The 14,364-nt window shown below is 50.4% G+C and carries 6 protein-coding genes; all 6 read right to left on the reverse strand.

The window, feature by feature from the left end; translation table 11 throughout:
- Positions 1 to 333 precede the first annotated feature (333 nt).
- Positions 334 to 2,166, reverse strand: a complete 1,833-nt coding sequence (locus tag MED297_RS09760) for an RHS repeat protein (protein ID WP_237613440.1) — start codon at positions 2,164 to 2,166, stop codon at positions 334 to 336.
- Between the two features lie 17 nt (positions 2,167 to 2,183).
- Positions 2,184 to 4,142: an RHS repeat protein gene (locus MED297_RS09765; RefSeq protein WP_154650900.1), complete on the reverse strand. Its 1,959-nt coding sequence runs from the start codon at positions 4,140 to 4,142 to the stop codon at positions 2,184 to 2,186.
- A 358-nt stretch (positions 4,143 to 4,500) separates the two neighbouring features.
- Entirely contained in the window at positions 4,501 to 5,991 is a 1,491-nt protein-coding gene (locus tag MED297_RS09770; protein WP_008044472.1) for a glutamate synthase subunit beta, read from the reverse strand.
- Between the two features lie 11 nt (positions 5,992 to 6,002).
- Positions 6,003 to 10,616 carry a glutamate synthase large subunit gene (gene gltB, locus MED297_RS09775; protein ID WP_040557122.1) on the reverse strand — a complete coding sequence of 1,538 codons (4,614 nt, stop codon included), beginning with the start codon at positions 10,614 to 10,616 and terminating at the stop codon, positions 6,003 to 6,005.
- A gap of 576 nt (positions 10,617 to 11,192) precedes the next feature.
- The gene (locus MED297_RS21255; RefSeq protein ID WP_008044474.1) at positions 11,193 to 13,181 is read right to left on the reverse strand and encodes a sensor histidine kinase; all 1,989 of its coding nucleotides are present in this window, start codon (positions 13,179 to 13,181) and stop codon (positions 11,193 to 11,195) included.
- Entirely contained in the window at positions 13,178 to 14,302 is a 1,125-nt protein-coding gene (locus MED297_RS09785) for an ABC transporter substrate-binding protein (RefSeq protein ID WP_008044475.1), read from the reverse strand. Before MED297_RS09785 ends, MED297_RS21255 begins: the two co-directional genes overlap by 4 nt.
- Positions 14,303 to 14,364 lie beyond the last annotated feature (62 nt).

Below are 14,364 nucleotides of genomic sequence, written 5' to 3' on the forward strand. Positions count from 1 at the left end.
ATATATCTAGTGGTCTATAGGTCCAGACGGCTGCGATTTTCATATAGTTACCTGGTTTTTCAGTACATGCACTAAATGTGCTATAACGCCTCCCAGACCCATGGGGCTCCTCTTCAAATGGAAAAAACTTACAAAACTCGAGCCACACCTGCTCCACTGTTAGTACATCAATGTCCGCATAGATCGTAATAGGATTATCTAGACCATATATAGAGTGCTTATATTCAACTTTGTATATTTCGGCAAAGTTAAAAGACGCAAGGCTAAATGCTACTGCGAACAACAAATACAACCTAAAAGAGTGTTTCACTACTTCATTCGACATACTATAACCTATTGCAACGGTGTAATTAGTTCTTCGACGATCAAGCCACTGGAATCAAAAACAAAATTCTTTGTTTGAAAAGCTGTAGTAATAGATTCAATTTGGTTGTGTTCGTCGTTCCACACATACTTAGTAGTAAGTGCTTCGGGGGTGCCGACGCCAACCGTTTCACTAACTTTGCGATCTTGCTCGTCGTAGGTCCATTCAGTGACGATACCGGCTGGGCTGGTATGGCGAATAAGCAACTCACGATCATCATAGTCCCAGGTTTCAGTGGTCAGCTCACAGTTGTCGCATCGCGTGATGGTTTTTTCAGTTAGGCGATACTGGCCACGGAACTTGGCGTATCGGTAGTGCTCTTCCCGGTAGGCATCGGTGCTTGTATCGCGATAAAACTTAACAACTGAGCGCCCATCTTCGGGGTAGCTGACTTCCACTCGTTCAGAACCGTTGTAGCGTTCCGACAATGTAGCTTTTCCATCGTCATTGTACGCGATGTTGGCAATCCGGTTGCCCTCTTGATCAACGATGCCGGTGATGTAACTCGGAAAATCAGGGTCCTCAAATAAGTATTCTTTGAAAGGATTGTCTTCCAAAGACTCTGGGGTGCTGTCGGGGTACACCACTTTGTTTAGATTGCCTTGAGTGTCATATGCGTAGTGAATCTGGTGGCCGTCTTGATCGGTCAACGTGCTTAAACGACCGTCACTGTCATAGCTGTAATCCAGATACCGGCCAAAGCGGTTGCGTTGTTTTGTAATGCGAGGCACGCCGTTGATCAGAGTCGACTCATAAACTATGGATGGCTCGCTGTTATCGTCACTTATTTGTTCAATAACACCCGATTCTGAGAACTCATACACCTGGCCAGAAGCCAACGTTACGGTGCGACCATCTTCGCTTAAGCTAATACCGGGCAACAATGGGTTGGTCTGGTATGTGGTGCTGTCTGCTGGAAAGAAGAAAATGCGTTCAATGCGATTGCCCAGACTGAAAGTCTTAGCGACGGCACCATCTGCAAAGGTGCGGGTTGTCAGTGTAGGTCGCGCATTGGGCTGCCAGAAGTCGGAACCGGACAGGGCGTCTGAATCACCATCTTCAGATACTGTTGAAACATTCGGGGGCTCGTAGTATCGGGTGTACTGAACCGCATCTTGCCCAAAACCTTGATAGTCGACTTCGGTATAGTGTTTTTGGCCGGTGGCACAGTTGATAGGGTTTTTCGTTGAAGGATTATTAGCTGTTGTATTCGGGCAAGTGCCGTGAGTCTCGGGGGCGGGTTCACTGCATCGTGGTACATCGTGGTTGTTTTCGGGGTGGATATAGATCGTTTGCTTTTGTGAATCCCAGCTCGTCGCAGGAGATATTGCTTTACAAACCCCCTGTGCGCTATCGAAGTTCTCATTGCAGTTACATATACTCTTACACTGCTCGGAATCTAAATCATATCGTGTGCCAACAGAGCAATCTGGAATTTTAATAGCAGTATTCAACATAAAGTCACCAACTATTTGAGTCGGCCAATAAAAAAGAACTCGAAATAGCAACGTATTGTTTCCTCCGATACCTACTAAATAGCTATCTGGTGCGCTCCACCGATTAACATGCTGAGGACAATTGGAATAAATAAAGCTCTTAACAACTTGAGCTATATCAACTTCTTCACCTGAGTAAACATACCGGTAAACATTTTCTTGGTATTTCAACGCACTAACGCAATTCGCAGTTACACTTGGATGAGGGCGCCAATCTACGGTGACTAACCAATCCTGAGAATAAGATGGAGCCAATAAAAGAAAAAGAAATAAAAAGCGGGCCAGTGCTAATATTCCTAGTTTCATGTTCAAAAATTTTATCCTTATTCACTAATACTAATGACTTTTGTTCGTACAATGTTCCCTGATGCATCAAACGTGTTCGTGGTTGCTTCTGATACTGTTCTGATTTGTTCAATCTGGTTGTGTTCGTCGTTCCAGATGTAAGTTGTAGTGCGGGCTTCCGGAATACCGACACCAACGGTTTCACTGACTTTGCGATCTTGCTCGTCGTACGTCCATTCGGTGATGATGCCGGCTGGGCTGGTGTGGCGAACAAGCAATTCATCAGCGTTGTAGTTCCATGATTCCGTTGTGAGATCACAGTTGTCACACTGGGTGATTTCTTTAGTTGTGATGCGATAGCGGCCACGGAACTTGCCGAAGGTGTAGTGTTCTTCTCGGTAGGCATTTGCGGCAACATCACGGAAGAATTTCACAATGGCTTGCCCTACTGCTGGGTAACTCACTTCAACACGTTCAGCGCCATCAACATGTTCGGTGGAGATTGCTTTGCCCGTTTCGTTATAGGTAAAGGTGGCATAGCGCGTACCATTTTCATCCATAATGCCGGTAAGGTGTTGTGGGAAGTCTGAGTTTTCAAACAGGTACTGCTTGTTTGGATTGTCGTTTAAATCCAGTGGTGAACTATCTGGGTATATGACTTTTATTAAGTTACCTATTGCATCAAACTCATAGTGAATGCTTGTGCCGTCTTGGTCCGTCAGTGTCGACAATTGTCCTTCTGCGTCATACTCAAATTGTAAGAATCGACCAAATCGATTTTCGATACGACTTAGCAAGGTAGTGTCGTTTATGTTGACGTATTGATAGGTATACCGTTGAACCGTTGGCTCTTCATCGTTCGATACTGAAACACTAGAACCACCACCGTTTGAACTGCCAAAATTGTACGTTTTACCTTGGTAACGGATGGATGCACCCTCACCAACCAAAGTAATTGGATCATGAAATGGCGATATGGACATCCCTCCACTCGCTGGCACGAATATATATCGGCGTGTACGGATTAAACTGGTTAAGTAGTCATCCGAGTTTTCTGGTACAGCAACAACTTGGGTGCCACCGTCGGTGAAGGTGTAAAGAACGGCGCCATCTTCATAAACTTTTTTACGGAGTGATGGTGTACCGGTCATTACACGCCAACGAGGCGCGCTGATTTCATCGACAGATGTTGAGTATTGACGTACATAACTTAAGGCATCTAATCCGTTGCCGAGGTAATCCGTTTCTATTTGCACTTTTTGCCCGGTGGCACAGTTGATGGGGTTGCCCGCATTCGGTCCATTGCTTTGAGGTGGATGTTCACACGAACCTGGTGGGAGAGCATCTAGATCTAAAAGTAACGTACCTCTGCAACGTTGTGCATCGTCATGATTATTATCTGGGTATTCAAAGATAAAGCGTTTGCTATTTACAATCTCTTCAGTAGCAGTCACTTCCATCTGAATGCATTCGCCATCTATTCTGTTTTCATCACATGTACAACTGCACTCCCCGTTTAAATTCGGTTGACGATTATCATGGCAGGAAAATCTTTCTTCAGCGGAAAGGTAAATATTTGCCAATGGCGTATAGCTGCAGTTTTTTCCATGTTGTGCTATATAGGATGGGTACATTCTTTCGTACCATCTATATTCTTGATTGACAAAACCATCATGAGGACACCTCATGGTTTTTGGTTTTATTAAACTACAGTCCGGATACTGCGCCTTCAACGATGCATTCTGCAGTAACACTAAAGAAGAGGATGGTAAGTAACCGTGTTTATCAATTGGAACAATAATTGAATTGTCTACTCTGTTAGGTCCTAAAGGACAAACTTCATTATAGAACTCATATTTAACATAGGTTGTTGCTTCAACAAAACTGATTAGAAATACTGCAATTCCCACTCCTAAGGAGTAGCTTCTGATCGGTACTAGATTTTTTTTCGAAACAAATGGAAACAACTTTAGGATACATTTAAAAAAAACTATCAAAATTAAATTCCTGAATTAGCAATTGAATGAAGGGGACCTCTAATAACTACAATTTCGTTCTAGTCCATTCAACTTGAATTCATTAGTCATTCCTAATGAACGCGATTATGAAAACTTTGAAGTCGTGCCAACACCATAAGTGTCAGTCAATTGGCGATATAGGCATCGCAGATTCATTCAGAGTTGATGCCGAGAATGAATGTTTATTTTCGATTAATCAAACAGAGGTAGATTATTCACTGGTTTGTCAGACAGGGGCAAATAGCAGTTTTCGATTTGTGATTCTTGTCTAAAAAAAGGCCAAATGAACTTCATTTGGCCTGAATTAATTTTCGAGGGAATGGGATCGTCTCAAACTTCACTTCGGCAGATAGGATTTCCCCATAAGATAGTGATCCACCTGTTGAGCCGCGCCCCGACCTTCATTAATCGCCCAGACAATCAGGCTCTGGCCGCGTCGGGCATCGCCGCAAGCGAATACACCATCGACACTGGTTGCAAACTCGCCGTACTCGGCTTTGGCGTTTGAACGCGGATCTTTCTCCACACCCAGGTCGTCGAGGATTTTACCTTCCGGGCCTAAGAAACCCATAGCCAGTAACACCAGGTCCGCCGGGTAGGCTTTTTCACTGCCAGGCACTTCGTGCGGCACCATCTGACCTTCCGGGTTCTTCTTCCATTCGATGTTCACCGTATGTACGGCGGTGACATTGCCATTGGCATCCTGCTCAATCTTTTTGGTCATCACCAGATACTGGCGCGGATCGTCGCCCTGAATCGCAATGGCTTCTTCCTGACCGTAGTCAACCAGCAACCGTTTTGGCCATTCCGGCCACGGGTTATTCGCCTGTCGGGTATCGGCCGGCTTCGGCATGATCTCGAGTTGAACAACGGAGTTACAACCATGACGCAGCGCGGTACCCACACAGTCGGTACCGGTGTCGCCGCCGCCAATGACGACGACATTTTTGCCTTTGGCGGAAATGTACTGGCCGTCTTCATGATTGGAATCGAGCAAACTCTTGGTGTTCTTACCCAGATAGTCCATGGCAAAGTAAACACCGTTGGCTTCGCGCCCTTCTACCGGAAGGTCACGAGGTACGGTGGCACCGGTTGCGAGCACAACGGCATCGAAATCTTCGTTCAGGCGGTTCATGGAAATGTCTTTGCCAACCTCAGTGTTGGTCACAAAGGTCACGCCTTCTTCGAACATGATGTTAACGCGACGTTCGACGATTTCTTTTTGCAGCTTCATGTTCGGAATGCCGTACATCAACAGGCCACCAATCCGGTCGGCACGTTCGTAAACGGTCACCAGATGCCCCGCACTGTTTAACTGAGCCGCGGCAGCCAATCCGGCCGGGCCAGAACCGACAACCGCTACCGTTTTACCCGTGCGCTGTTTTGGCGGGTTCGGCTGTACCCAACCTTCTTCGAAGCCGCGTTCAATGATCGACACTTCGTGGTGTTTAATGGTGACGGGGTCTGCATTAATACCCAGTACGCAAGAGCCTTCGCAAGGTGCCGGACAAACGCGTCCGGTAAACTCCGGAAAGTTATTCGTTGCATGCAAGCGTTGCAGGGCTTCTTTCCAGCGTCCGCGGTAGACCAGTTCATTCCATTCCGGAATCAGGTTGTTCACCGGACAGCCGGCCACGGCGGGTGCGTATTCTGATTTACCGGACATACAGAACGGCACACCACAATCCATGCAACGTGATGCCTGCTCTTTGATTTTTTCTTCCGGCATGTGCTCGTGCACTTCCTGCCAATCAATCAGTCGGTCTTTCGCGCAGCGATCTTCCGGAAGTTGACGTTCGACTTTCAAAAAACCTGTCGGATTACCCATCGTTCTTCTCCTTACGCTTTCGCTGCGGTTGGTTTCGGTTGATTCAGGTTGGCGATGTGCATATCAAAGGCTGCCGCGGCGATGTCGTCTTCCGTATCGTACTTTCCGGAATCCCGAGCTTGCGTCATGTAGCCCTGCATACGCTTGTAATCGACCGGCATGACTTTGACGAACTGCTCCAGAGCGCCGATCCAGTCGTCCAGCAGCCGCTTCGCCACGTCTGACCCGGTCGTTGCGTAATGCTCTTCAACCAGAGCCTTGAGTTTGGAATCGTCGTTTTCGTCCAGAGCTTCCAGCTGCACCATTTCCATGTTGCAGTTTGCGGCCAGAGCTTTGTCGGCATCCAACACATAGGCAACACCGCCAGACATACCGGCGGCAAAGTTACGGCCAGTCTCGCCCAGGATGACCGCCATCCCGCCGGTCATGTACTCGCAGCCATGATCGCCAACACCTTCAACGACGGCCGTGACACCGGAGTTACGTACACAGAAACGCTCACCGGCGCGACCACGCACAAAGGCTTTACCTGAGGTGCCGCCAAAGAAGGCCACGTTACCGATCAGGATGTTTTCACTCGGTTCAAATGGCGCTTTTTTGTCGGGGTAGACGATGAGCTGACCGCCCGACAAACCTTTACCAAAGTAATCGTTGGCATCACCTTCCAACTCGAAACGAATGCCCTTGGCAGCAAACGCCGCGAACGACTGTCCGGCAGAGCCATTGAATTTCACGCGAATGGTGCCGTCCGGTAATCCATCGGCGTCGTATCGTTTGGATATTTCGTTCGACAGCATGGTGCCAACAGAGCGGTCGATGTTGCGGATATCGTAATCCAGCTCAACCACTTCCTGCCCTTCCAACGCTTTCACGGCATCGTCAATCATGCGACGGTCCAGAATGTCATCGATCAGATGCTTCTGGGCAATGGACTGGTACAGCGTGTCATCTTCGGTCATCGATTCGGCTTTGAACAGTACCGGTGACAGATCGACGTGCTGATATTTCCAATGCTCAACGTCGGATCGCGGTTGCAGACACTGCACCTGCCCGACCATCTCGTTAATGCTACGGAAGCCCAGCTCCGCCATGATTTCGCGCAGGCCTTCGGCCATCATGGTGAAGAAGTTCACCACGTTTTCAACCTTACCCTGATAACGATCACGCAGCGTTTTGTCCTGCGTTGCGATACCGGCCGGGCAGGTGTTGAGGTGACACTTACGCATCATGATGCAGCCTTCAACCACCAGCGCGGCGGTGGCAATGCCCCACTCTTCTGCACCTAACAGCGTCGCGATCGCGAGGTCACGCGGTGTCTTCATCTGGCCGTCCGCTTGAACGGTAATGCGCGAACGCAGTCCGTTTTGTACCAGCGTCTGGTGCGTTTCCGCCAGACCCAGTTCCCATGGCAAACCGGCGTGTTTAATCGAGCTCAATGGCGAGGCACCGGTGCCGCCATCGTGCCCGGCAATGAGGACAACGTCGGCATAGGCCTTACACACACCCGAGGCGATGGTGCCAACGCCGGCTTCGGATACCAGCTTCACGTTAACACGCGCATCACGGTTGGCGTTTTTCAGGTCGTAAATGAGCTGCGCCAAATCTTCAATCGAATAGATGTCGTGGTGCGGCGGCGGAGAAATCAAGCCCACGCCCGGCGTTGAGCCACGGGTTTTGCCAATCCAGCCATCCACTTTGTGACCCGGCAACTGACCGCCTTCACCCGGCTTGGCGCCCTGGGCCATCTTAATTTGCAGCTCTTCGGCATTAGTCAGGTAATGCGACGTGACACCGAAACGACCGGAGGCGACCTGTTTGATCTTCGAGATCATGTTGTCGCCGTTCGCCAGCGGCTTAAAGCGAATCGGGTCTTCACCACCTTCACCAGAGTTCGATTTACCGCCGATGCGGTTCATCGCCATGGCCAGAGTGGTGTGCGCTTCCCAGGAAATGGAACCGAATGACATGGCCCCGGTCGCAAAGCGTTTAAAGATGTTTTCGACCGGTTCAACTTCATCGATCGACACCGGTTGACGGTCTGATTTGAACTTCAGCAGACCACGCAAGGTGTAGAGATCTTTGGACTGGTCATCAACATTGCGACAGTATTCTTTGAACTTCTCAACGTTGTTCTGTTCGGTCGAGTGCTGCAACAAGCGAATCGTCGTCGGGTTAAACAGGTGACGTTCGCCATCGTGTCGCCACGCGTACTCACCCCCACTCGGCAGCACTTCTTCGGTAAAGATGCGATCTTCCTGTGGATAGCCCTGACGGTGTTTCGCCAGACTTTCTTCAGCGATTTCATCCAGACCAATGCCTTCGATACGAGACACCGTACCGGTGAAGTACTTGTCGACGACGTCCTGACGAATACCCAACGCTTCAAAAATCTGCGCCCCCTGATAGGACTGCAATGTTGAAATCCCCATCTTCGAGAAGATTTTCAACAGTCCGGAATTGACCGCTTTGGCGTAAGCGTCGAAGACCTGAACGTCGTCCAGCTCTGAATCAATCACACCGTCGTTACGCAACTCCATCAGCGACTCGATCGCCATGTAGGGGTTCACCGCTGACGCACCAAAGCCCAGGACGGTTGCGAAGTGATGCGTCTCACGAACATCACCGAACTCACCAACGATGTCGCAGTCTGCCCGCAGACCCGCTTTAATGAGGTGATGGTGCACAGCAGAGGTGGCCAGCACGGATGGAATGGCCACGTGGTCGGTATCGATGTCCCGATCCGACAGCAAGATAATCTGGAAGCCATCGTTGACCGCGTCCACCGCGTAACGACAGATCCGCTCCAGGGCGCGTTCCATTTCACCGCGCTCGCCGGTTGCCCGGAATGTCGTTGGAATGGTACGGGTCTGGAAATGACGATGGTCGATGTAACGCAGTTTCATCAACTGTTCGTTGTTCAGCACCGGCTGTTTGATTTCCAGCTTATGGCAGTGCTGCGCGGTTTCGTCCAGCAGATTCAGGTCACCACCAATGTAAGTCCGCAGCGACATCACCATCTCTTCACGAATCGGGTCAATCGGCGGATTGGTCACCTGTGCGAACAGCTGTTTAAAGTAATGCGACAGATGCTGCGGGCGATCGCTGAGTACAGCAAACGGGGTGTCGGTTCCCATTGAACCCAATGGTTCTTTCTTACTCTTGACCATGTCGGCCAGGATCACATTCAGATCTTCATTGCTGAAGCCAAACGCACGTTGACGCTTTTGCAGGTTGCTCAGCAACGGATGCTCAACTTTCACTTCCGGTGTTGGCAGGTCATCGAGTACGATTTTTTCCTGCTCGACCCAGCTGACGTAATCCTGCGACGTGCAGACTTCGTGTTTAACCTCGTCATCCGAAATGATACGGCCTTCATTCAGGTCGCAGATGAAAATTTTGCCCGGTTGCAGACGGCCTTTTTCCACAACTTTGGATTGATCCAGTATCAACGCACCGGTCTCAGAACCCATCACCACCATGCCGTCTTCGGTCACGCTGTAACGCGATGGACGCAAACCATTACGGTCCAGGGTGGCACCAATGACGTTACCGTCGGTAAAGGAAATCGACGCTGGGCCGTCCCAAGGTTCCATGATGCAGGCATAGTATTCGTAGAAAGCGCGTTTAACCGGATCCATGTCGTCCTGGCTTTGCCAGGCTTCCGGCACCACCATCATCATGGCTTGCGCCAGCGGACGGCCGGACAGCACCAGCAGCTCGACCATCATGTCGAGATTAGCCGAGTCGGACATGTTGCGATCGTAAACCGGCAACAGCATGTCCATCTCTTCGCTGGTGAAGTTGATCGATTCAAACAACGCCTGACGCGCTTCCAGCCAGTTGATGTTGCCTTTAACGGTGTTGATTTCACCATTGTGTGACAGATAGCGGAACGGCTGTGCCCGTCGCCAATGCGGGAAGGTGTTGGTTGCAAAGCGCGAATGGAACATCGCCAGCGCTGACACCGTGCGCTCATCCTGCAGGTCCAGATAGTATTGACGTACCTGTGCCGTCGTCAGCTGACCTTTATAGACCAGCGTGCGTGACGAAAAGGATGCAAAGTAAAAATCATCACCAATGTTGGTGACCGTTTCCTGAATCAGGTGCGTGGTGTAGTTACGCAACACGTACAGCTTGCGTTCAAACTGCTGTTGCGTTTTGCAGTTGGTGTTCTGAACAAACACCTGCTCAATTTTTGGTTCCTGATCGCGTGCCGCCTTGCCGATCATGCTGTTATCGCATGGCACATCGCGATAGCCCAACAACTTCAAGCCGAGCTTGCTGATGTTGCGCTCCAGAATGGCGCGCGTTTCTTCGCGTTTGCTGTCGTCAGCAGGGAAAAACACCATACCGACACCGTATTCGCCAAAGGCCGGCAGCGGCATTTCGAGCTTTTCGGCTTCATCGGAGAAGAGCTCATGTGGGATCTGAATCAGGACGCCGGCACCGTCGCCACTGGCGATGTCCACACCGGTACCACCCCGGTGTTCCATGGTGGTCAGCATGGTCAGAGCATTTTCGATAACGTCGTGGGATTTGCGCCCTTTCAGATTGGCAACAAAACCGATACCACAAGCATCATGTTCAAATTCAGGTCGGTAAAGACCAGGGTGCTGCTGTTTCATAATCGTCTTCCACATTTTTGCATTCTGTCCTGACGTACCTCTGCCTCGGAGCGACGCTGCCGGTCAGAGTGGACATCAGGGTACGAAGTCGGACGGGGCGTGTTTGATTCGCCGTGGCTAAGGCAAATTCGGCTCCGCCTCTGGCTATGCTGCACCGGTTATAGTCGCCGGTTTTCAGGCCCCGTGTCGCATCCATGAAAAGAGGGTGCGATTTGTCGAAAGTCGCATAGTAATGATAAAGATCGGCGAGGCAACGCTAAGTTAGCGCCAATTAGCATGCAGATCAGCCACAAAGTAGGGAAAAGATGATGCAAAACAAGCAGAAAGAATTGACCCTACGGTCAAGAGCGAGACGACGAATAGCGGAGGGCATCAGTAACCACGCCGCTTTGCGAGGAAATGTGCACTTGCTCACAGATCAACTCTATTTGAGAGCCGTTCTCATGTACATTCTGTAACGAGAAAAGTGATTTTTATGACAGACTTTCTTTCATTTTTTGCAGAAACGCGCCGAAAACCTGACAACTTAGCCAAAATGAGACGGTAAACCGCGCAAAGCGCAACAAATTACCGGATTCAAGACGTTTGCGATTGCGCGTCCAGTATGGACCCCTTGCCGGCCAGTTTGACGGGCGCCCGGACGGGGACGGTCAGTGTAAACCGAGTGCCCTGACCTTCCTGACTGACGACTTCAATACGACCACCCAATACTTTCTGCACGATGGCATAGACGATATTCAAGCCTAAGCCACTGCCGCCCTGCCCAAGCTTGGTGGTGTAAAACGGTTCGAAAACCCGATGCAAATGCGATTTAGGGATGCCATTGCCAAAATCCTCGACATGGATCTCCGCATGCGTTTCTGACAACCGACGCGCTTGAACAATCACCTGGCCTTCGTTTTGACCGTGATAACCATGAAACACGGCATTGTCGATCAGATTGGTCAACACCTGAATCAACGATCCCGGATAGCTGTCCATGTTTATGTGATCGTCGCATTGAACCTGAAAATCAAAATGACGCTTTTTAAATTTCGGTTGCAGAGTTGAAATGACATCCCGGATCACATCTTCCAGTAGGAACTGGCGGCGTAAATCGCTGCTCTGGTCGACGGCCACCTGCTTGAAACTGGCAATCAGCTCTGTCGCGCGTGACAGATTGCGGGCAATCAACTCACTGCCACCGATGATATGACTGATGCCTTCTTCGAAGTCGGACTTCGATAACTGACCGTCTTCCATCTTTTTCTGCAGTGCTTTGGCATCGGCAACAACACTTGAACTGGCGGTCACACTGACGCCAATCGGCGTATTGAGCTCATGCGAGACACCGGCCACCAGAGAACCGAGAGCGGCCAACTTGCCGTGCTCGACCAACTCATCCTGTGCCTGCTTTAACTGGCTCAACGTTCGCTTCAGATCATCATTGGCGGTTTGCAGATCCCGTGTCCGTTCAGCAATGTGCTGTTCCAGGTCGGCATTGATGTCTTCAAGTTGTTGTTCACGTTTTTGTATCGCCTGTCCGGTTAACACAAGGTCGTCACTGAGTTTTTTAAGTTCAGCAATCCGTGTTCGAGGCGGGGAAATCCGGTAGTTACCTTGCGTCAACTGCTGCACCACCTGCGAATAGGTATGAAACCCGGCAATCAGCCTGCCGCCCAATCGTCGAGACAGGATAAAGACGAACACCAAACTGAGCACAAACACCACCAACAAGGAGCGGAAAACAACCAGCAGCAGGTTCCAAAAGTCAGACACGGGCATAGCCACGATAATCTTCCATTGCGGGTTCGGTATCTCAATCAGTGAGCCGTAATAATCGGTTTCCTGAAAACCAAACTGACCATTACGACCATAGGTCGATGGTTCGGCATTGAGAATCGGCAAAGTGGACAGATTCATCTGTTGACGGCTGAGACTTTCAACCGGATGCCCGATGAGCTGATTAGCCGCATCGAGAATCATCACCGTCTGATCGCTGCTGACTCGAATGGCTTGCAACAGTTCGGGGAGCGATTGAATGCCCAGCTCACCGATTAAATATTGATAAGCACTGTTTCCCTGAACCTCCATCGAATAGGCCACCACCAACTGCCCCGAGGCTGAAGAGAAAAAGGCATCGGTCCACTGCTCGGCAGCACCGGACGTCAGGGCTTTAAAGTGCGACATCCGGCTGATGTCCAGCTGAGCCAGATTCTCGACTCGAATGTCACTGGTTGAAGGCACCCCGGCCAGTTTGACCAGACCTTCCTGATCAACGAGGTACACGACTTCAAACACGGACGTCAAATCGACAAATTTCTGCAACTGAGCATTGTCGATTTCAACTTGACGATCTTCCAACAGGCTGGCAAAAAGCCGAATTTCGTTAACGCCCTGCTGCAGAAAGCCTTCGATTTGCGAAGCGACCGATCTTGCCAATGCAGCCTGGGATTGCAGTTGCTGCCGCTCCAGTCCCGGATTCAACAATGACCAAAGACTGAGTCCGGCAACCAGCAAAGGCACCAGCACCAATCCAGCCACGGCTAACGGCATTAATCGACGGAGCTTCAGCTCAGGCTTCATTGAAGCGCAGCCTCAGAAACAAATTCCCCGCCAACGATACGGCTGAGAAAGGTTTCACTTCGACTGTCACCCGTCGATGTGAACTGGATGTCGCCCTGAACACCCGGGAAATGACGTAATCGGATAATCGTGTCTTTAAGCGCTTCTCCGCGTTTCTGTTCAGCCAGTGCCATCGCCAGTACCCGGGCACTGTTGTAGGCAATTTTTCCGGAGAACCCTGGCTCCTGCTGATTAAACCGATCCAGGTAAGCTTGTCGAAAGGCCAGGTAGTCCTCACCCGCGTCCTGGCGGTTCAGATACTGCGGTACAATCAACCCTTCAACATAGTGCCCGCCGAGGCTGATTAGCCGTTCTGTGCCTGCCCACTCGGAAGTCGCAATCTGAACATCCGAGCCAGCCAATCGAATCGCCTTCGCTAACGCGGCCGCATCTAAGGAGTTGGTGCAAAGCACGATCAGATCGGGATCGGTTGCCATTACCTTTGCCACCAGCGCATCAAAGTTGACATCGTTGCCGGTCTCAAAGCCGGTATTCTCCGGCATGCGACCACCCGCCAGCGTAAAGCCGCGTGAATAATCGTCATACCAACTGTGGGTGTAGGCTGCATTGGTTTCATCGGTTATCACATGCACTTTGCGAAAGCCAAGTTGCTGATAATGATAGGCACCGTGTCGGGTAGCATGGTCAGACGTCGATGAGACGGTGCGTAACAGAAAGTCGTCTTTCCCCGAAAGGAGATTACTGGTTGTCGTCACCGCCATGGTAGTCAGTTGAGCCTCATCGACTAATGGCATAATCGCGACGGCGACACCGCTGGTAAAGGGCCCGAGCACCGCATCGACGTTCATCCGCTGAAACTCCCGGATGATTTCCCGGCCGCGCTGAGTCGATTGCTCATCGTCTCGCACGATCAATTTTATCTCCCGACCATGAACACCACCGGCAGCGTTGACCTGTTCAAACGCCAGTATGGCGCCATTGCGCCCGGAAATTCCCAAGTCGGCACTGCGACCGGAGGTCGGACCGATAAAGCCGATCAGGTAGGGTTCGGAGTGACGGCATCCCGTCACGATCAGCGTGGCCATCAAAACCGATAACACAACACTGAGGATCCTCTTCATCTCGAACGTCCATGCGATTACTAACCTTATATTATAGGGAGAGTTCTTTAGGACGCCACTGC

The organism is Reinekea blandensis MED297, assembly GCF_000153185.1.
Lineage (GTDB): Bacteria > Pseudomonadota > Gammaproteobacteria > Pseudomonadales > Natronospirillaceae > Reinekea > Reinekea blandensis.